The organism is Kaistella jeonii (genome assembly GCF_000812865.1).
GTDB lineage: Bacteria > Bacteroidota > Bacteroidia > Flavobacteriales > Weeksellaceae > Kaistella > Kaistella jeonii.
The window spans coordinates 1-19,822 of sequence record NZ_JSYL01000016.1 but is presented as its reverse complement, the minus strand read 5'-3'; the positions used below and the strand labels follow the sequence as shown (position 1 = coordinate 19,822).

Genomic DNA, 19,822 nt, shown 5'->3' with positions numbered 1-19,822 from the left:
ATAATTTTGTTATGTAAAGAATAATACTAATCTTTGCGACATTCAATGCTGTTAATAGCAAAGAATAATTTTTTTTCATCATTTGTGTTTTTAGAATCCACCTTCATCAGTGGATTCTTTTTTTATGGGAATCGCGTGATTACTAAAAAAATGACAGGCTTTTTCGTGAGGTTTTGAATATGGATTTTAAAGGTTGTGCATTAATAAAGTCAAGTATAATCTTCATGAAATAAAATTTCATCTTATTCAAAAACGTTCAGTAATTCAATTAGTTTCACTACTTTTGCACCTCGAAAATTCACACAATTATAAGCATTCATCACTATGATTTCGGTTCAAAGTTTAGGTCTTCATCATTCAGGAAATTACCTTTTTCAAAACGTCAATTTTACCATCAAAAAAGATGATAAGATTGGTTTGGTAGGGAAAAATGGAGCAGGTAAATCTACTTTGTTAAAGATGCTTACAGGTGAAATTAATTTCTACGAAGGCAGTATTATTCAGGAAGGAGTCGTTACGATCGGGTTTTTAAAGCAAGATTTAGATTTTGTAAAAGGTCGTACCGTTTGGAATGAAACGTTGCAAGCTTTTGAAGCCATCAACGCGATGAAAAACGAGCTCGATGACGTGAATGAGCAAATGGTCACAAGAACTGATTACGAAAGTGATTACTATGAAAATTTAATTCATAGAATGACGGAATTGAATGATCTTTTGATGCATTATGATGCTTATAATTTAGAAGGTGATGTAGAGAAAGTCTTATTAGGATTAGGTTTTAAAGCTGATGATTTTCATAAGATCACCGATGAATTTTCGGGAGGTTGGCGAATGAGAATTGAACTGGCGAAACTGCTATTGCAGAAAAATGATTTGATGCTTCTCGATGAGCCAACGAATCACCTGGATATGGAATCGATCATTTGGCTCGAAGCTTTTTTGAAAGATTATCCTGGAGCAATCGTTTTGGTAAGTCACGATAAGCAATTTATGACTTCGGTTTGTAACAGGACATTTGACATCAATAATAAGAAAGTTGACGATTATAAAGCTAACTACACCAAATATTTAGAGCTAAGTAAAGAGCGAAAAGAGAAACAGATTCAGGCGAAGAAAAATCAGGATGTCGAAATTAAGCAGATGGAAGATAACATCAACCGTTTCCGCGCTTCTGCAACCAAATCTTCTTTCGCGCAGTCTTTGATTAAAAAATTAGATAAACTGGAAAGAATTGAAGTCGATACTGATGATGTTTCCAAATTTAATATTCGTTTTCAACCTGCTGTCACTCCTGGAAAAGTCGTTTTTGAAGCTAAAAATCTAGGAAAAGCCTACGGTAATAAACAAGTTTTTGATGAGGTTGATTTCTTCATCGAACGTGGACAGCGAATCGCTTTGTTAGGACAAAATGGTCAAGGTAAAACGACGATCGCAAAAATTCTTTCCGGAGAAATTACCGATTATTCTGGTGAATGGAATCTGGGACATAACGTGAACATCGGATATTTTGCCCAAAACCAGGAAGAGGTTTTAACGCCGAACAAAACTGTTTTAGAAGAAGCAGAGGATGCTGCGACTGAAGAAACCCGCCCGAGAGTTCGTGACTTATTGGGAAGTTTCCTTTTCCAGGGAGACGATGTTTCTAAAAAAACCAAAATCCTTTCCGGAGGTGAACGTAACCGTTTGGCTTTGTGTAAATTGTTGCTTCGTCCCTTTAATACGTTGATTATGGATGAGCCGACGAATCACCTGGACATTCAGTCTAAAGAAATTATCAAGCTGGCTTTGCAAAAATTCCAGGGAACGTTGATCGTTATTTCTCATGACCGGGAATTTTTACAAGGTTTGAGTGATAAAATTTTCGAATTCCGTGATGGAAGAATGAAAGAATTCTTAGGTGATGTTAATGATTATCTGGAGTTCCGTCAAAAGGAAAGCATCCGCGAAGTTTCTGCTGAAAAATCCAAATTACAGGAAATGCGAAACGAGCCTGTTGCAGTGAAAGAGATCGAGAAGCCTATTGAGAAAAAACCGGTTATCGTGAGTAAAGAAGAAAAAAATATTCAAAATAAAATTAAGAAAGTAGAAGAAAAAATTTCTGAACTCGAATTAAAAATTGAGGAAATGGAAGCAACTTTTACCTCAGAAAATCCCTCAGAAGAAACTCTGGAAGTTTACAATGCGAAAAAAGCAGATTTAGATTTGGCTTTGCAGGAATGGGAGTTTTTGGGAACGCAGCTGGATGCATAATTAAAAAATAAGCTTTAAAATATTTACACATTTAACCGTGTCAAGGTTTTGAACCTTGACACGGTTTTTTTTATTCAGATCGCCAATATATTTCGGGCAAAGTTAGAGTCGTAGAAAATGTTATATTTGGTTTTTAATTCAAATATTTTTTATGAAAATAAAATACCTTTTTCAGATTCTTTTTTTAGCGATATTAATGACATCTTGCAGTAGAGATGGTGATTCGAAAATAGATCAAGATAATGAGCCTTTGCTGACGAATCTTAAAACCGGTTTTCTTTACCCAGATTTGTGGATCATAAATCGAGCTGAAATCAATTTCATGTTCGAATATGACAGGCAAAAAAGAGTGATGAAAAAAACCGGAGGATTTTTATCTATTTCGGGCTCAACCGGATTTAATGCAATGTTTACCGATAAGATTTCCACCTCTATAATCTATCAAAATGATAAAGTAACCGTAGAAGATTTTTATAATTCCACCCAATTTACCATCCCAAAAAATAGTAAATATTTCACTTTAAATGCTCAAAATCAGATTACGAAGAAACAATCTGCTGGCATTAATATTTATTGGTATAAAAATGATTCATACTTTTATCAAAATGGACAGTTAGATGAAATAATAACAGCATTACCAAATATGATTTATGATCCAGGAAATCCCGAAGATAAAATTTTGTCTTATCGAGAAAAATTCTACTACGATGCAAACGGTAATTTAGCAAAGACAGAATATTTTAAGCAATTGGCCGGCGTTGACCAGCAAAAAGAACGGATTCGATTGTTTCAAAATTATGACAATTCTCCTAATCCATTTAAGAAATTAACTTTGTTGGAGGAGTATTTTTACAGATCACTTTCAAAAAATAATTTCGCATCCTATAAAGAATACGACTATCAAAATGGCAAGGAGGTTTTGAAAAGTGCGGTGGACTGGACTTTTAATTATAATGCTGCAGGAAATATTATTGTGAATTAAAATTTTCTAAAATTACTCGGCGAAAAATAATATCTCGCCGTTTTTGTTTCGCGAGAATCAACATCCAGTTCATACCACGGCGAAATTTTAGGGTTGAAAGGATTTTTTAACAGATGAATTGACTGAGCCGGTGTAAAACCTTGGGCAAGCAAAAATAATTTTTCTCCTTTCTTATTTTCCGAAACTCCCGCAATAAAGACAACGTGTCCCGGACTTCCGGCGTTGATCAAAATGTCGCCACTTTTTAGATCACTTGTTTTTAATATCGGTCGCGTCTCTTTATTTAGCGAAATTGTTCCCGCATAATTGAAGATCAGATTTAAATACTCTCTAAAGTTTTCATAGGAATCGTCTAATGTTGCAGTCTTTCTGAATTGTACCGAGTTTCCGTTGACAAATGCTCGCGTTCCATTTTTAAAATCATTCCAGGTCATGAGATCTCCGCTTGTAAAATGAAATTTGATCTCATCGAACATTTTATTTTTAAAGAGATATTCCGCACGAAGCCGAATTATCGCATCGGCGCATTGTTGCAGGTCTTTCGTGCCGGTATCGATATCAAAAACAGCTTCGTGAAGATTTTGAGCTGCGATTTCACTTCCATCGTATTTCAAGATCGGTGATCCATGTTTTTTCAGCGGAAAACCTTCAATATAAGCTCCAAATGACATTGGTTTTTCACTTACGTATTCGAAACCTGCAGGTGCAGGAAACCGTTCTTTTATTGTGTTTTTTTCTTCATTAATTTTATTGGAAGATTTCGTTTCAATATTTCCATTCAGCCTTTCGTCTAAAATAGGAGAATTCTTATCTTTCGATTTTTCGCAGCTCAAGAATAAAAATAAGATCGCAAGAATAGATAATTGTTTCATGCTGAAAGATAATTATTTTCGCGATAATCTCCATCCATCTTCTAACATCCCGTATCAAACATCCCACCGAATTTCCTATCTTTACATTTCAAATTTATTTCTATGAATCACAGTCCGGTTGAGGGTTTTTCTAAACTTTCAAAACAAAGAAAAATAGATTGGCTCATCAAAGAATATCTGAGTGAAGACCGCAGTTACGAGCAAGTTCTTCAGCAATATTGGAACGGAGATGAAACCTTGCAAAAATTACACGAAGAATTTTCGGAAAACACCATTTCCAACTTTTATATGCCGTACGGAATTGCACCTAATTTTCTCATCGATGGAAAGTTATTAGCTTTACCAATGGCTGTTGAAGAAAGTTCAGTCGTTGCAGCCGCTTCCAAAGCTGCGAAATTCTGGATCGATAAAGGCGGTTTTAAAACGACCATCATTAATACGAAAAAATTAGGTCACACCCATTTTATTTTGGATGTTGAACCTCATAAAATATTGCATTTCTTCAACTTTAAATTAAAGAAAAAACTTTTTGAAGCCACGGAAGATATTACCAAAAACATGCGAAATCGCGGTGGTGGAATTTTGAATATCCGACTCATTGATAAGTCTGCGGATTTAGAAAATTATTTTCAACTAAAAGCGAGTTTTGATACGGTTGATTCGATGGGTGCTAATTTTATTAATTCTTGTCTCGAAATTTTTGGAAAAACTTTAAAAGAGGAAGTTCAAAAGGAAGAAAGTTTCACGCAAGAAGAAAAAGATTCCTTGCAGATCGTGATGAATATTCTCTCCAACTTTACGCCAGATTGTATCGTGAGAGCGGAAGTTTCCTGTAAAATTGAAGACTTAAAAGATGACAGCGGAATTTCTAATGAAGAATTTGCAACCAAATTTAAACGTGCGGTTACGATTGCAGAAATCGAGCCTTATCGCGCTACGACGCATAACAAGGGAATTATGAACGGTGTTGATGCCGTAGTGATTGCAACCGGAAATGATTTTCGGGCAACCGAAGCTTGTGCTCATGCATACGCTGCGAAAGATGGAAAATATACGAGTTTAACTCACTGCACGATCGATAACGGAATTTTTCGGTTTTGGATCGATCTACCCATTTCTGTTGGAGTTGTGGGTGGTTTAACGAATCTTCATCCGCTGGTGAAATTTTCTTTGGCTTTGTTGGGTAAACCTTCAGCACAGGAACTCATGAGTATTTTGGCAGTTTCTGGGTTGGCTCAAAATTTTGGCGCGTTGCGTTCTTTGGTAACAACGGGAATTCAGAAAGGTCACATGAAAATGCATTTGTTCAACATTCTGAATCAATTGGGCGCGACAGAAGAAGAAAAAAATCATTTTGTTACTTATTTTAAAGACAAAACCGTGACGCATCATGAAGTGATTAGTGAGTTTAATCAATTAAGAGATGGTAAAAAGTAGATTAAAATCTGTATTCTTTTTGGTGTTTTTCTTTTTTAGTTTTCAGTCCGTTTTTGGGCAGATCAAAATTACAAATGATCAAATTTTAAAGGAAGTTCAGCAGATTAAAAAAGTCTTTTCCGATAGTTTAAAGCGGTACGATTTTAAAAAAGATGAACATTTATATTCAGAAAAATACCGGACTTTTTACAGTGTTAAAATAGAAAGTCTCTCGAAGCTTTATCAAGATCTTTACGATAGAAGTGTTGCAGACGTATCGACTCTTGAGAAATCTGGCACTTCAGAAAATCAGACTTCAGACTTGCAGTTGGGAATTGAAGACATTGAAAATGGGGAACAATTAAAAGAGTTAGGATTATTTCTGCGAACCAATTATCCTGCTTATTTATTTTCAGATTATTCTTCCGCAACATATCGATGCAAATTAAATTTTCTCGTGGATACGGATGGGAAATTCAAAAAAGTGAAATATAGCGGTGAGAGTTTGGCATTTAACTTAATGACTGCCTTGTTTCTTTATTCCATTGACCATTTAGAAAAACCATTGCGTCATAACGATCAATTGATCAAACAAAATTTCGCTCAACCTGTTACTTTAGTGATAGAATAATTTTAAATAGAAATAAAAGATATGTTTCAAATCTTTCTGGGAGTTTTAATTTTAATATTTGGGATTTTTGTGAAAGTCACCAAAGATCCTGGATTCGCAAAATCAAAAAGGTTTTCCTGGATGTTTATTGCGATCGGACTTTTATCGATCATCACTGAATTGGTTATCATGTATCAAACTCGAATTGTAGCATAACGGGAAATCTTAAGATGAAAAAAGGAGTTTTATTCGCGTTGATTTTTTTATCGGTTTTTAGTTTTTCGCAGCAGAAAAATGTAAAGATCACCAATCTGCAACCTCAATCTGAAGATTTTATTTTTCCTTTAATTTCTTATTCGCAGAAAGCTGTGGTTCAACAAAAGATCAATACTTTTCTGCAGGTTGATGAGTTAGAATTCGTTCCCAATTCAGGAAAAAATCCTTATCAATTGGCTTCTACTGCTACGAATTCTTATCAAAACTATCTCTATTTTTACAGTTGGAAAAGGTTAGGAACACCACGAAATATTCTTTCTCTTGAAATGGAAGGTGAAGCAAGTGGCGCTTATCCGGAAGGTTTTACGAACTACAGAAACTTTGATTTAAGAACGGGAAATTTCATTAATCTGGAAGATCTTTTTCAGCCCAATTCCTATTTTAAAATTGAAAAAATCATCAATGATAAAATAAAGAAAAGAGTCAAAGATTACATCATCGAACTTAAAGCTGCTCCAACTCGGGATCAAGATAAGGACGACCAAATTGCGATGTATCAAGATTGTTTTACCGAAAATACTTTACCCTATTTAAAATTTTATTTCGGAAGAAATCAATTTACGATAGTTGCAGGGCGATGTTCCAATCATGCTTTGCGCGCTTTAGATGATCTGGGAAGTCATGAAATTGTTTTTAAATATAAAGAACTCGAGAAGTATTTTAGTCCGTTTGCGAAAAATTTACTGTCAGATTCTGAGAAGGTGATTTCTCCGGGGAGCATTCAAAATAAACTGTACAAAGGAAAGATTGACGGGAAATATCCGATCATGCTTTTGGTAAAACAAATTTACGATGACAATTCGTTCACTTGTGTTTATTGGTATGTAAAAAATAAGAAACTCATCGAATGGCACGGAACCTTTAAAAACAATCATATTTCTGCCACTGAAGATGATTATCATGATGAGAATTTGAAAGAATGGATTCCACGAGCAAAAATTGAAGCCCATTTGAAAGGAACTAAAATCGTTGGAACGTGGCAGGATTACAAAACAAAAAAGAATTTAAATTTAGAATTAGAAGAATTATAATATGAAAACATTTACATTAGTTGTAGGAGCTAGTTACGGATTGATCTCTGTGATTTTAGGAGCATTTGGTGCGCATGCTTTAAAGAAAGTTATTTCCGTTGATAAACTGGCGAGTTTCGAAACAGGCGTGAAATATCAGATGTATTCCGCCTTATTTTTATTGATCGTGGGATATGTTTTAAAATTTGAAACGCCCTCAGAAAAATGGATCTCTATTTTAATGATTGCCGGAACATTTATATTTTCGGTAAGTATTTATTTGCTGGCATTTAGCGAAGTTGCTGCAATTCCTTCTAAAGCGATTGGACCGATTACGCCGCTCGGAGGATTATTAATGATTATTTCCTGGGCGATGTTGATTTTCTATTTTGTAAAAAACAAGGTTTAAAGATCTTTTAAAATTAAATTTAATGTTTTTTCTATTCGGTTTCAACAAAAAGCCAAAAGGCAAAGAACAACGTAAAATTGTGAAAAATGGCGTAGAAGTGAACGCGATCATCACGGTTTACAAGAGGTATTTTGAACTTTTCTTTATTCCCATAATTCCACTTGGGAAAAGTTACAGCATTTATATTCCTCATTTTGATGAATATTATGAACAGGGATTTTTTGGAAAAATACCTGCTGAATATTTAGAGATTTGTGAACAGGTTGGAAGACTTTACTAATGATAACGAAACCAAGAATTGCTTTATTTCTCGGAATTCTCTGCATTTCCATCTTTCCGGTGATTGTAAAAATGAACCTGACTTCAGGTTTGATTTCGGCATTTTACCGAATGGCAATTGCAACTGCGATCATTTTACCTTTTGCACTCTATAAAGGTAAACTCAAATTGGAAAGTTTTAAAATACTACTACCAATCGCGTTTTGCGGAATTCTTTTTGCCTCCGATATTGCAGTCTGGAATATCTCCATTCAAAATTCATCAGCGACTCAGGCAACTTTACTTACGAATCTTTCCCCAATTTGGGTCGGCCTTTTTTCTTTTGCATTTTTAAATTATCGTCCGAGGAAAAGTTTTTGGCTTGGAACTTTTATCGCCTTAATTGGGATGATGGTTTTTGTGGGAATTGATACGATTTTAGATCTGAAATTAGATTTTGCTTTCTTTCTCGGCGTACTTTCGGGATTATTTTATGCGCTTTATATTTTGGCGAGCAAGAAACTTTTAGCAAAATTAGAAGTCATCACTTTCATTACGTACAGCATGATTTTCAGCACTATTTTTCTTTTCATTATTAATGTCTGTTTCGGCGAACAATTTTCGGGATTTTCGAATGAAGCTTGGGTTTCACTTTTAGTTCAGGGAGTCGTCTGTCAACTGATCGCGTGGTTATTGATTAGTTATGCAACGCAACAAATGCGACCAACTAGAGTTTCTTTAAGTTTGCTCAGTCAGGCGATTTTTGCCATGATCTTGGCGGCAATTTTTGTGAATGAAAAAATTACTGGCGTTCAAATGTTAGGAAGCGGAATTATACTTCTGGGAATTGCTACAACCTTTTATGAGAAAAAATCAATAGAAAAAATATAATTTATATTGAAAGTAAATAATATTTTTAGTAAAGACTGATTTTTAGTAAGTTTCAAAAACTTAAAATTTGAATCAACTGATTTGAAATTTTAAGGATCCTGCAATCATATTGATGTAAATCGCTACTATAAAAGCAAATAGATGGAATCAGTTGAAATAAATGAGGTTGAATAAATCATTTACTTTAAATTTAATTATAAAAAATTACTAATTATAGATCTGTTATTGATGCAAATCGCTCGCTTTCCTCCCAAGTTGTTAGAATTAAAATTTGCTTTATTCATATTTAATATATACATTTGATAAAAATAATTTAATATGTATTATTCAAAATTCAAGTCTACTTTAGCAATCTTAACAATCAGCGCAACTCTTTTTGTTTCGTGTAATAAAACTGAGGAAAAAGAAGTGGTGTCGGATACACCAGTTGAACAAACTACTCCTGTAACTCCTGATGCTGCAAAACAAGACACCATCAAAATTACTTTAAATTCTACTGATAAGATGCAGTATGATCTTTCAGAAATTGATGTTAATGAAGGTCAAACGGTTGTACTCACTTTACATCATACGGGAACAATGCCAATCGCATCGATGGGACACAATTTCGTTCTTTTAAAACAAGGTACTGATCTTGCGAAATTCGAAGAAAAGGCTTCAAAAGCGCAGAAAGACGGATATATCCCAACCGATACGAGTGATATAATTGCCCATACTAAGTTGATCGGTGGTGGCGAAAGTGATACTATAACTTTCAAGGCTCCAGCAAAAGGCACTTATGATTATATGTGTTCATTCCCGGGACATTATTCTGTAATGAAAGGAAAGTTCAACGTAAAATAATTCTTCGGAGTTAAAATTTGTAAAGGTTATAATTAAGGATTGGTAAATTTTTACTGATCCTTTTTTTATTTTGTATTCTTAATAGTTATCGTGGTAATTCCCCACAGTTTTTTGCTTCCAAATTTTTAGCAATTATAAAAAGCATCAGGATTCAAAAGGTAGTAAGTGGAATAATTAATTTGAATGCGATCAGTTTTTCGAGAAGAAACAAAAGATCAACTTTGAAATTAAATTCATTCACGCTATCAATAGTTTATTGAATCGTTTGTTTTCTTATTTCGTATCTTTACCAAATATAATTTCACATTGAAAAAGATTTTAGCCATAATGTTCACCGTTTTCTATTTCGGATTTTCTTCCGGAATGGTTTACAATGTGCATTATTGTCTGGATCAAATATTCGTTTCTTCCGCGTCGTCCTCTAATACTTGTGACCTTTGTGGCACCAAAAAAGAAAAGGATTGCTGCAAGAGTGAAATTAAGATCTTAAAAACAGATGTTGCTCAGAAAGCGGATGTTTCATTTATAAATGATTCACCTTTAGTAGCAATTGTACCAGAACTTTTCTACGCAGAATTTTTGATTCCTGTAGTAGAAAGAAATCATTTTTCTGTACAAGTTAATGCGCCGCCCGACAAAGCGGAATTGCCTCTCTTTATTTCTTATTGTAATTTTAGAATTTAGAATTAATCTGTCATTTTTCAATTGAAGAATGATGATGCTTTGTGTCCAAAATTTCATTTGGACTTTCCCTATTTTTAAAACAATCTAAATTTATTACAATGAAAAAATTAATTTTCACAACCCTGTTTTCTGTATTTTCAATCCTCAACTTGTCTGCTCAAAAAAGTGATGCTTCCATCTCAAAACTGTATCAAAACTATCTCAATATCAAAACTGCTTTGGTTACAGATAATTCTGATGAAGCTTCAAAAGCCGCCGACACGTTTATCAAATCAGCTTCAATGGTTGATTACAAAGTTTTATCGGAAGGTAATCTTGATGTCTTGAGAAAAAATGCGACTAAAATTGCAGAAAGCAGAAGCATCGAAACGCAAAGAGAATCCTTCAATGGTCTTTCTCAAAATATGATCGCACTGACCAAAAATTTTAAACTTTCTAACGAGTCAGTTTTCGTGCAATACTGTCCAATGGCAGATGCAAGTTGGTTGAGCGCTGAAAAAGCAGTCAAAAATCCTTATTACGGTAAATCGATGTTGACGTGTGGAAGCGTGAAATCTGAAATAAAGTAAGTTCTTTATCATAAATTTTAAAATTTTCCCGTAGATCTCATGGATGAAGCGGATTTTAAATAGAAAAATTTAAATCAATACAATCTGTGAGATCAGCGAGGAAAAAAATTTGCAGTAAGACTCATTCCCGTATCCAAAGAAGGACGTGTGAAGGTTGAGAAAACACCTTACAGAAAGACTTTCTTAACCAATCTGAATAAAAGATAATTCTATTAATCTAATAAAATAAGAAATTATTGGAATCATCTAAAGAATGAAATACTCATTAAACTTTTAATCTCATGAAAACAACTTTATACATCAAAAATATGGTTTGCAACCGTTGCAAATCTACCGTAGAAAGAGAACTAAATGCTTTGGGCTACGAAGTAGAATCGCTCGAATTAGGTAAAGTTGTGCTGAGTGAAAATTCACCTTTTAACAATTCTGAACTAGAGAAAATTCTAATTAAGCACGGTTTTGAGATCATCAAAGATGAAACAGAAGTTTTAATTGAAGACATTAAGATCGCGGTTATCAAAAAAATAGAAGATCAGGACAATGAAAATATCTCTGCTTTTTTGCAAAAGAAATTTGATAAATCATATTCAGCATTAAGTAAACTTTTCAGTAAAACCGAAGGAATGACAATTGAAAAATATGAAATTACCCTAAAGATTGAGAAGGTAAAAGAACTGATACAACTTGGTCAGGATAATTTTTCAGAAATAGCCTATAGTTTAGATTACCATAACAGCAGTCATTTGGCGAAACAATTTAAAAATGAAACCGGAATATCGATGACAGAATTTAAAAATCTGCAAAATTGGGATAGAAAATCTCTGGACGGAATTGTGTAAGAATTATCCCGTATTGTACCAATCAATTGGATTTAGGTGCCCTAAATTTGTATAATAATTAATACAAAATAGAAATCATGACATACACTTACAATTTAAAAGGAATGAGTTGCGGCGGATGTAAATCTTCTGTAGAAAAATATTTGAGACAGGTAGAAAATGTGACCAACGTTGTTGCAGATGTACAAAAAGCAGAAGTTGAAGTGACGATGAGTAGCCATGTAGATACGGAAACGCTTCAAAAATCTTTGCCTGAAAAATATATTTTAACACCAAAGATGGATTCTCAGAACAATGCACGCAGACAAAACTAAAATTATGAAACATACCTATCATATACAGGGAATGTCCTGCGACGGATGCAGAAGCCACGTAGAAGAAATACTTTCTAAAGTTGAAGGAGTTTCTAAAGTTACGGTTGATCTGGAAAAGGAAGAAGCAGTTATCGAAACGAACGAACATCTTCACATCGAAAAATATCAGGAAGCCCTAAAAAACGATGGTGGAACCTACAGCATTCATAATATAAATGATCTGCCAAAAAAAGATGCGATTCCCGCTCCCGTAAAAAAAGAAAAAGGCAACGGAACTTTCTATTGCCCAATGCACTGCGAAGGTGAAAAGACTTACGACAAAGCGGGCGATTGTCCAGTCTGCGGAATGGATTTGGTCGAAGAACAAAAATTGAGTAGTTCAAATTCTGAACAATGGACTTGTCCGATGCATCCGGAAATTATCAGAGATGAACCTGGAGCTTGTCCGATTTGTGGGATGGATCTTGTACCGATGCAACCTGATATTTCAGCAGAAGAAAAGACCTATAAAAAATTACTCCGCAAATTATGGATTGCCGCTGGTTTTACTTTACCCATTTTCTTAATAGCAATGAGTGAAATGATTCCAAACAATCCTTTGTATAATTTGATGGAACAGAAATATTGGAACTGGGTTCAGTTCGCATTGTCTATTCCAGTCGTATTTTATGCAGCGTGGATGTTTTTTGAACGTGCCTATAAAAGTATCATAACCTGGAAGTTGAATATGTTTACGTTGATAGGAATCGGCGCTGGAGCGGCTTTCCTTTTTAGTGTTTTTGGAATGTTTTTTCCAGATATTTTTCCAAAGCAATTTAAAACCCATACTGGTGCAGTTCATGTTTATTTCGAAGCTGCCACTGTGATTTTGACTTTAGTTTTATTGGGACAAGTGTTGGAAGCAAGAGCGCACAGCAAAACAAATTCTGCCGTAAAGGAATTATTAAAACTCGCACCTAACAGAGCGATTAGAGTGAAAGACGGAGTTGAAGAAGAAGTAACGATCGAACAAATAGTAATAGGCGATATCCTTCGTGTAAAACCTGGCGATAAAATTCCGGTAGATGGCGCAATTACAGAAGGGGAAACCTCTGTGGATGAATCCATGATTACTGGTGAACCAATTCCTGTGACCAAAACAGTAGATGATCAGGTAAGCAGCGGGACCATTAATGGGAACCAATCTTTTTTAATGAAAGCAGAGAAAGTGGGATCAGATACCTTACTCTCGCAAATTGTGGAAATGGTCAATAACGCCAGTCGAAGTCGTGCACCAATTCAAAAATTAGCAGATACGGTGTCAGGTTATTTTGTACCAATTGTTGTACTTGTTTCGATTATTACTTTCATCGTTTGGGCTATTTTTGGTCCACAACCTGTTTATGTTTATGCTTTTGTAAATGCAATCGCTGTTCTTATTATTGCCTGTCCATGCGCTTTAGGATTAGCCACACCAATGTCTGTGATGGTCGGTGTTGGTAAAGGTGCGCAAAATGGAGTGCTCATTAAAAACGCCGAAGCATTAGAAAAAATGGATAAAGTGGATACTTTGATCATCGATAAAACCGGAACCATTACGGAAGGAAAACCAACCGTTGAAAAAATAGGAGTTTTCGGAGATAGCTTTACAGAAAAAGAAGTTTTGCAGTTCATTGTTTCTTTAAATAAAATGAGTGAACATCCATTGGCAGACGCCACCGTAAAATATGGAAAAGAACAAAATATAGAAATTACAAACGCTGAAAATTTCAGTGCAGTGACAGGAAAAGGTGTTGAAGGAAAAGTCGACGGTAAGAAAGTGGATTTGGGTAATGCCAAAATGATGGAATACGCCAAAGCTGAAATTTCCTCTGAAATGGAAACTGAAGCCCAAAATTTTCAAAAGCAGGGAAAAACGGTTTCGTACTTATCGGTAGACGGAAAAGTTTCTGGATATGTGGTTATAGGTGACAAAATAAAACCTACAAGTATAAAAGCAATTAAAGCACTCATGGATAAAGGCATTGATGTGATCATGCTCACAGGAGACAATCATGATACTGCTCAAGCGGTCGCAAAAGAACTCAATCTTGTTCATTTCAAAGCTGGAATGTTACCTGAACATAAACTTCAGGAAGTTGAAAAACTTCAGAAAAGCGGAAAGATCGTAGCAATGGCGGGAGACGGAATAAATGATGCACCTGCTTTGGCAAAAAGTGATGTCGGAATCGCGATGGGAACCGGAACTGATGTTGCCATTGAAAGTGCAATGATCACTTTGGTACAAGGCGATCTGCACGGAATTGTAAAAGCAAGAAATTTAAGCGATGCCGTAATGAAGAACATCAAGCAAAATTTATTTTTCGCTTTAGGTTATAATATTTTAGGAATTCCAATTGCAGCGGGCGTTTTGTTTCCGGTTTTCGGGATTCTTTTATCACCGATGATCGCAGCATTGGCGATGAGTTTCAGCTCGGTATCTGTAATTGGTAACTCATTAAGATTAAAAAATATTAAAATATAAATAAATTGGGCAACAGCAAGACTGAAGGCCAGGCAACAGTGGTTCTGACGAAATTGAATTTAAATTAGTACTTATTATGAAAACAAAAAATGTAATTAAAAAATTAGTGGTCTCATTTTTCACCATCGCTTTATTCCTTGTATTTAGCAATGTTTCTGCACAAACCAAGCAAAAGCAAACAGCTGAAAACCACAAAATGAAAGATCACAAGATGACAGACCACAAAATGAAAGATTGCTGCATGATGAAAGATGGTAAAATGATGATGATGAAAGACGGTAAAACAATGCCGATGGACAAAAACATGACCATGAAAAACGGCACAACTTGTATGACCAATGGAGATTGTATGATGAAAGATGGAACCAAAATGACCATGAAAGAAGGAGATTGCATGGGAATGGACGGTAAAATGTGCAGTGAAAATATGAAGATGATGAAAAAGACGACGACCGGCAAAAAAGATTCAGCACTGGTTTACACCTGTCCAATGCACCCCGAAGTTGTGGGCGTGAAAGGTGATAAATGTTCCAAATGCGGAATGGATCTAGTGAAAAAATAGATTATTACAAATGTTTGCCGCAGGAGTCGATTCCTGTGGCAAATTTTAGTTTCAAAATAAACGGCAGATAAGTACTTTCAAAAAACGATCTCTACCAAATTAAATTTTAAAAAATGGAAAATTCAATGGACCACTCAAAAAGCAAAGTTTACACCACATTTGTATTAATGCTTGCAGCCTCATTTGTGGCGATGTACATTACAATGTATCTCAATACCTATGAATTGGATCACGTTTATTTCAGCTTAACCAGATTTTATATGGTCTGCCTTGGAATCTCCGCGATGGCTTTGATCATGTTTTTCTTTATGCGCAAAATGTATCAGAATAAGCAGAAAAACTTGGGAATAATCGTGGGAAGTATAGGTTTGTTTTTTGCAGCGCTGGGTTTAGTTCGCGCTCAAAGTCCAATCGTTGGAGATGTACTTTGGATGCGCGCAATGATTCCTCACCATTCCATCGCGATTTTAACAAGTGAAAGAGCCAACATTAAAGATCCTGAAGTTAAAAAATTAGCGGAAAGCATCATCAGTGCTCAGAAAAAAGAAATAGAAGAAATGAAAACAATGATTAAAAGATTAGATAATGCAAAATAACAGATCAAACTTTTTAAAATTATTAGCACTGCTGTTTATTGTCGTGTCGGTTCAGGGGTTTTCTCAGGATCACTCGATGCACATGGAGAAAAAAGAGACTTCAAAAAATGAGGGCAGTGGTAAAATTTCTTTTGGTGGAAAAACAGTTCGTTATGATCTTTATGTAAAAGACACGCTCGTTAATTTTAGCGGAAAACCAGTCAGAGCGATTGCCACGAATGGAAGATTGCAAGCGCCAACTTTATATTTTACGGAAGGTGACACAGCAGAAATTTATCTGCACAATCAGTTAAAAGAAAATGCCGGTCTTCATTGGCACGGCGTGATTCTACCGAATGAAATGGATGGTGTTCCGTATTTGACGACGAAAGAAGTGAAGCCAGGTGAAACTCAGCTTTACAAATTCAGGATTTCTCAAAACGGAACCTATTGGTATCATTCCCATGAAGGAACTCAGGAACAAATTGGGATGAACGGTATTTTAGTTTTCAAGAAAAGAGAAAGCCAAGCTGATAAAAAATTCGATGCGGATATTCCTGTTCTTTTAGGAGAATGGACCGATGAGAATCCAAAAGATATCATGCGCCGTCTTCACATGGATCAGGGAGATTATTGGGCGATTAAAAAAGGAACGACACAAAGTTATTCTGAAGCTATCGGAAAAGGACATTTTGGTACCAAACTTTTAAATGAGTGGAAACGTATGGAAGCAATGGATGTGAGTGACGTTTACTACAATAATTTCCTAATTAATGGACAAATTTCTTCTGATTACAAAAATCTGAAAGCAGGAGATAAAGTTCATCTTCGTATTGCAAACGGTGGTTCATCTTCTTATTTCTGGTTAAATTATGGTGGTGGGAAAATCACTGTAATTGGAAATGATGGTAATGAAGTAGAACCTGTTGAAGTTGACCGTCTCATCGTAGGTGTTTCTGAAACCTACGATATTGAAGTCACCATTCCTGAAAACAAAAGTTTTGAATTCCGATCCACTTCTGAAGACCGACAAGGTCACGCTTCATTGTGGTTAGGAAGTGGTGACAGAGTTGAAGCGCCAAACTTGCCAAAACTCATGCTTTTTGAAGGCATGAAAATGATGAACGGCATGATGGAAATGAGTGGCGATATGAAACCGATGAACATGACGATGGGAAATCAGATGATGGATATGAACGAAGTCATGTATCCGGAATTATCTGAAAGCCAAAGAATGCAGAGTATGAAACACATGCATGAAATGATGGGCACTACAAATAAATCTTCTGATATGAAGATGGATTCTGATAAAAGTATGGATCATAGCAAAATGGATATGACATCTGAAATGAAAATTAATTCCTCAGATCAAAATAGCATTAAGCGCTTAAGTTATAACATGCTCAAATCTCCGTTCAAAACGATCTTGCCCGATGACAATGTAAAGGAATTGAAGTTCACACTGGAAGGAAATATGCGAAATTATCTCTGGACTTTAGATAATAAAACGGTGGCCGAAAGTGACAAGATCTTAATTAAAAAAGGGCAGGTTGTAAGAATTACGATGTACAATAATTCGATGATGCGTCATCCGATGCACCTGCATGGGCATGATTTCAGGCTAATTAATTCTAAAGGGGAATATTCTCCTTTGAAAAATGTGGTTGATATGGCACCAATGGAAACCAATACCATTGAGTTTGCTGCAAATCAAGACGGCGACTGGTTTTTCCATTGCCATATATTATATCACATGATGACCGGAATGGGTCGCGTTTTTAGTTACGAAAACTCCGCTCCAAATCCACAATTACCGGATAAAGAAGCTGCTTATAAAAAGTTTTTGAGCACAAACAGAATGATCAGCACGACCGCGATGCTCGATCTAGAGTCTAATAAATTTCATTTTGAAAATATGACCATGTTAGGAGCAAGGTGGATGAATATTAACGAAATTCATTCTAACTACGATTTTAGCCATTACGAAGGCAGTGTAAAAGTTGGGCGGTTTTTGGGAAAATACCAGTGGGCAATGCCTTACGTTGGTTTCAGATCTTACAAAACTCATGATATGAAAACAACCTGGTTTGGACAAAATGTGATGCCAAAAAATCAGAATGTCGCCATTGCAGGTATTCGTTATATTTTACCGATGTTGGTCGTTGCAGACGCAAGTGTAGATCAAAACGGGAAAGTAGTATTTGATTTGAGTCGGGAAAATATTAAAATTTCGCCGCGCATCCGTGGAAATTTTTCCGTGAATTCTGATAGAGAATTTGATTTCGGACTCAAATATGTGGTGCAGAAATGGGTTTCTGTTTCAACCAATTACGACAGCGAGTTTGGTTTTGGAGCGGGCTTGACTTTTATGTATTAAAGCTAAAAGAATCATCTGCTAATTTTAATCCGTCTCATTTAAAAGTGGGACGGATTTTATTTTTTTAGCCCAATTTGTTCGCCCATTTTGATGGTGGTTTCCAATCCCTTCGACGTGTTAATTAATAAGTCATTATCAATTTTGATCTTATCTTTTTCGAATAACAAAACTACCGTTGAGCCGCCAAATTTGAAATAACCTTTTTCTTCGCCTTTTTTTACTGACGTTCCTTCGTAAGTTTGAATCATGCTTCCGACCATTGTTGCACCAACTTCTACCATAACGACATCGCCGAAAACCGGATTTTTTATCACGCCATATTCTCTTTTATTTAAACAGAAAATTTCGGCTTTTTTACGAAGCGCCAATGGACTTACGGAGTAGTAAAAACCATCTATGCCAATATTTGAACTTAAGGTAGTTCCGCTTACTGGAAAGTGATACCGGTGATAATCGGGTGGTGCAAGTCGAAAAACGATCATGCTTCCATCTTCATATTTTTTTGATAATTCTGGATTACTTAAAAATGAATCCACATTAAATCTGAAACCTTTAATATAAAAATCAGAATTTTTTACATTGGTATACGCTAAAATTTTACCGTCAGCGGGAGAAGCTACTGCGAGAGAATCGGTAACGATTGGTCTTGCTTCAGGTTTGAGTTTTCTGGTAAAAAAATCATTAAAACTTTTGAAATTTTGTTTTTGTGCGATTGTGATATCTACATCGTAATTTTTGATGAATGGCTTAATTTTATCAGCTGACGAAGGTTCGTCCATCATATCACCGTAGATGGAACTTACTATTTTTCGTTTTGCGATGGTCCATAAGGTCGCTTCGCCAATCGGATTATGATAAAGCCAATCCAGCCAGTTTTCCCCGTAAACATTTTCGATTTTTATCTGTCCGTTTTCTCTATCGATATATTTTATGGGATGTTGCGACGGAACGGGAAAAATAGCGAGAAAGAAAATGATGGATGCAATTACCCATATTACGAACCATTTTTTATTTGGTTTCTTAAAATTCATATTTATAAGTTGATGAATGACAAATTTAGTTAATCATTGAAACACTTTGGTTAACATTTACAATTAAAAAAAATTTGAGAATGGCACAAATCTCTATTTGTTGATTATCATAATTCTTCAGCAATGTATTTTACTTCGCACAGATTTCACAGATTTCACAGATTTCACAGATTTACACGGATGAACTCTTTTTATACGGTTGGGAAAAGAATATATTAAATGATCTGTGTAAATCCGTGAAATCTGTGTGCTAAAACATTTTCATACTGCTGTGCTTCCAATTCAATTGATTGAAACGTTCTGTTTTTATAAAAAGATATTCCTAATGAGAATGCAATCGCGCCCCGACCTGAACGGAGCTCTTTTTTTTTGATGACTGAGTGACTTGTCCTAAAATAGGTTTACACAAAAAAGTGTAAAAATGAATCAAGAAAGTATAGCCATTTTAGGACAGTGGCGTAACAACAAGCTGTATTTCACAGATCATGAGAAAAAGTTGATTATCGAAGATTATCTCTCTGGGAATGAGACCAAGCAAACAGTTTATAGCC

General features: G+C 35.2%; 20 protein-coding genes. 18 read left to right on the top strand and 2 right to left on the bottom strand.

Annotated elements, in window-relative coordinates; translation table 11 throughout:
• Positions 1-324: 324 nt before the first annotated feature.
• Both OA86_RS14215 and OA86_RS14210 read left to right on the top strand, forming a co-directional pair.
• Positions 325-2,250, top strand: coding sequence for an ABC-F family ATP-binding cassette domain-containing protein (locus tag OA86_RS14215; protein ID WP_039354643.1), 1,926 nt, complete (start codon positions 325-327; stop codon positions 2,248-2,250).
• A 151-nt stretch (positions 2,251-2,401) separates the two neighbouring features.
• Positions 2,402-3,232, top strand: a complete 831-nt coding sequence (locus OA86_RS14210) for a hypothetical protein (protein WP_039354638.1) — start codon at positions 2,402-2,404, stop codon at positions 3,230-3,232.
• Here OA86_RS14210 and OA86_RS14205 read toward each other — a convergent pair.
• Complete coding sequence (locus OA86_RS14205; RefSeq protein ID WP_039354635.1) at positions 3,229-4,104, bottom strand: DUF4846 domain-containing protein; 876 nt, start codon at positions 4,102-4,104, stop codon at positions 3,229-3,231. The genes OA86_RS14210 and OA86_RS14205 overlap by 4 nt on opposite strands.
• 102 nt (positions 4,105-4,206) lie before the next feature.
• Between OA86_RS14205 and OA86_RS14200 the strand changes: the two genes are divergently transcribed.
• The 16 genes from OA86_RS14200 to OA86_RS14125 all read left to right on the top strand — a co-directional run bounded on the left by OA86_RS14200 (position 4,207) and on the right by OA86_RS14125 (position 18,240).
• Complete coding sequence (locus OA86_RS14200; protein ID WP_039354632.1) at positions 4,207-5,541, top strand: hydroxymethylglutaryl-CoA reductase, degradative; 1,335 nt, start codon at positions 4,207-4,209, stop codon at positions 5,539-5,541.
• Entirely contained in the window at positions 5,528-6,151 is a 624-nt protein-coding gene (locus OA86_RS14195) for a hypothetical protein (RefSeq protein ID WP_039354629.1), read from the top strand. The genes OA86_RS14200 and OA86_RS14195 overlap by 14 nt, the downstream gene beginning before the upstream one ends.
• Before the next feature lie 21 nt (positions 6,152-6,172).
• Entirely contained in the window at positions 6,173-6,346 is a 174-nt protein-coding gene (locus OA86_RS15730) for a hypothetical protein (RefSeq protein ID WP_156127381.1), read from the top strand.
• Positions 6,347-6,360: 14 nt separating this feature from the next.
• Positions 6,361-7,437: a hypothetical protein gene (locus OA86_RS14190; protein WP_039354626.1), complete on the top strand. Its 1,077-nt coding sequence runs from the start codon at positions 6,361-6,363 to the stop codon at positions 7,435-7,437.
• Position 7,438: 1 nt separating this feature from the next.
• On the top strand, positions 7,439-7,825 hold the full coding sequence (locus OA86_RS14185; protein ID WP_039354623.1) for a DUF423 domain-containing protein: 387 nt from the start codon (positions 7,439-7,441) through the stop codon (positions 7,823-7,825).
• 22 nt (positions 7,826-7,847) lie between these two features.
• Complete coding sequence (locus OA86_RS14180; RefSeq protein ID WP_039354620.1) at positions 7,848-8,105, top strand: hypothetical protein; 258 nt, start codon at positions 7,848-7,850, stop codon at positions 8,103-8,105.
• Positions 8,105-8,974, top strand: coding sequence for a DMT family transporter (locus OA86_RS14175; RefSeq protein ID WP_039354619.1), 870 nt, complete (start codon positions 8,105-8,107; stop codon positions 8,972-8,974). Before OA86_RS14180 ends, OA86_RS14175 begins: the two co-directional genes overlap by 1 nt.
• 318 nt (positions 8,975-9,292) lie before the next feature.
• Positions 9,293-9,817 carry an azurin gene (azu, locus tag OA86_RS14170; protein WP_039354615.1) on the top strand — a complete coding sequence of 175 codons (525 nt, stop codon included), beginning with the start codon at positions 9,293-9,295 and terminating at the stop codon, positions 9,815-9,817.
• Between the two features lie 306 nt (positions 9,818-10,123).
• Positions 10,124-10,501 (top strand): HYC_CC_PP family protein, encoded by a 378-nt coding sequence (locus tag OA86_RS14165; RefSeq protein WP_039354611.1) that lies wholly within the window; start codon positions 10,124-10,126, stop codon positions 10,499-10,501.
• A 98-nt stretch (positions 10,502-10,599) separates the two neighbouring features.
• A complete protein-coding gene (locus OA86_RS14160) occupies positions 10,600-11,070 on the top strand; it encodes a DUF3347 domain-containing protein (RefSeq protein ID WP_039354608.1) in 471 nt (156 codons plus the stop codon).
• A 281-nt stretch (positions 11,071-11,351) separates the two neighbouring features.
• Positions 11,352-11,909, top strand: coding sequence for an AraC family transcriptional regulator (locus OA86_RS14155; RefSeq protein ID WP_039354605.1), 558 nt, complete (start codon positions 11,352-11,354; stop codon positions 11,907-11,909).
• Between the two features lie 77 nt (positions 11,910-11,986).
• Positions 11,987-12,223: a heavy-metal-associated domain-containing protein gene (locus OA86_RS14150; protein ID WP_039354602.1), complete on the top strand. Its 237-nt coding sequence runs from the start codon at positions 11,987-11,989 to the stop codon at positions 12,221-12,223.
• 4 nt (positions 12,224-12,227) lie between these two features.
• Positions 12,228-14,726 carry a heavy metal translocating P-type ATPase gene (locus OA86_RS14145; protein ID WP_039354727.1) on the top strand — a complete coding sequence of 833 codons (2,499 nt, stop codon included), beginning with the start codon at positions 12,228-12,230 and terminating at the stop codon, positions 14,724-14,726.
• A gap of 76 nt (positions 14,727-14,802) precedes the next feature.
• Positions 14,803-15,288, top strand: coding sequence for a DUF6799 domain-containing protein (locus tag OA86_RS16060; RefSeq protein ID WP_052257541.1), 486 nt, complete (start codon positions 14,803-14,805; stop codon positions 15,286-15,288).
• A gap of 113 nt (positions 15,289-15,401) precedes the next feature.
• Positions 15,402-15,884, top strand: a complete 483-nt coding sequence (locus OA86_RS14130) for a DUF305 domain-containing protein (RefSeq protein WP_039354598.1) — start codon at positions 15,402-15,404, stop codon at positions 15,882-15,884.
• An 82-nt stretch (positions 15,885-15,966) separates the two neighbouring features.
• Positions 15,967-18,240, top strand: a complete 2,274-nt coding sequence (locus tag OA86_RS14125; RefSeq protein ID WP_052257545.1) for a multicopper oxidase domain-containing protein — start codon at positions 15,967-15,969, stop codon at positions 18,238-18,240.
• A 56-nt stretch (positions 18,241-18,296) separates the two neighbouring features.
• Here OA86_RS14125 and OA86_RS14120 read toward each other — a convergent pair whose 3' ends face one another.
• Entirely contained in the window at positions 18,297-19,271 is a 975-nt protein-coding gene (locus OA86_RS14120) for a phosphatidylserine decarboxylase (RefSeq protein ID WP_082017342.1), read from the bottom strand.
• Positions 19,272-19,822 lie beyond the last annotated feature (551 nt).

Bases quoted from the DNA above. Each gene is read 5' to 3' on its own strand.
- OA86_RS14130 (WP_039354598.1), top strand. From the start codon at position 15,402: ATGGAAAATTCAATGGACCACTCAAAAAGCAAAGTTTACACCACATTT.
- OA86_RS14120 (WP_082017342.1), bottom strand. From the start codon at position 19,271: ATGAATTTTAAGAAACCAAATAAAAAATGGTTCGTAATATGGGTAATT.
- OA86_RS14200 (WP_039354632.1), top strand. From the start codon at position 4,207: ATGAATCACAGTCCGGTTGAGGGTTTTTCTAAACTTTCAAAACAAAGA.
- OA86_RS14205 (WP_039354635.1), bottom strand. From the start codon at position 4,104: ATGAAACAATTATCTATTCTTGCGATCTTATTTTTATTCTTGAGCTGC.
- OA86_RS14215 (WP_039354643.1), top strand. From the start codon at position 325: ATGATTTCGGTTCAAAGTTTAGGTCTTCATCATTCAGGAAATTACCTT.
- OA86_RS14185 (WP_039354623.1), top strand. From the start codon at position 7,439: ATGAAAACATTTACATTAGTTGTAGGAGCTAGTTACGGATTGATCTCT.
- OA86_RS14125 (WP_052257545.1), top strand. From the start codon at position 15,967: ATGGAGAAAAAAGAGACTTCAAAAAATGAGGGCAGTGGTAAAATTTCT.
- OA86_RS14145 (WP_039354727.1), top strand. From the start codon at position 12,228: ATGAAACATACCTATCATATACAGGGAATGTCCTGCGACGGATGCAGA.
- OA86_RS14155 (WP_039354605.1), top strand. From the start codon at position 11,352: ATGAAAACAACTTTATACATCAAAAATATGGTTTGCAACCGTTGCAAA.
- OA86_RS14175 (WP_039354619.1), top strand. From the start codon at position 8,105: ATGATAACGAAACCAAGAATTGCTTTATTTCTCGGAATTCTCTGCATT.
- OA86_RS14160 (WP_039354608.1), top strand. From the start codon at position 10,600: ATGAAAAAATTAATTTTCACAACCCTGTTTTCTGTATTTTCAATCCTC.
- OA86_RS14195 (WP_039354629.1), top strand. From the start codon at position 5,528: ATGGTAAAAAGTAGATTAAAATCTGTATTCTTTTTGGTGTTTTTCTTT.
- OA86_RS14210 (WP_039354638.1), top strand. From the start codon at position 2,402: ATGAAAATAAAATACCTTTTTCAGATTCTTTTTTTAGCGATATTAATG.
- OA86_RS14150 (WP_039354602.1), top strand. From the start codon at position 11,987: ATGACATACACTTACAATTTAAAAGGAATGAGTTGCGGCGGATGTAAA.
- OA86_RS15730 (WP_156127381.1), top strand. From the start codon at position 6,173: ATGTTTCAAATCTTTCTGGGAGTTTTAATTTTAATATTTGGGATTTTT.
- OA86_RS16060 (WP_052257541.1), top strand. From the start codon at position 14,803: ATGAAAACAAAAAATGTAATTAAAAAATTAGTGGTCTCATTTTTCACC.
- OA86_RS14190 (WP_039354626.1), top strand. From the start codon at position 6,361: ATGAAAAAAGGAGTTTTATTCGCGTTGATTTTTTTATCGGTTTTTAGT.
- azu (WP_039354615.1), top strand. From the start codon at position 9,293: ATGTATTATTCAAAATTCAAGTCTACTTTAGCAATCTTAACAATCAGC.
- OA86_RS14180 (WP_039354620.1), top strand. From the start codon at position 7,848: ATGTTTTTTCTATTCGGTTTCAACAAAAAGCCAAAAGGCAAAGAACAA.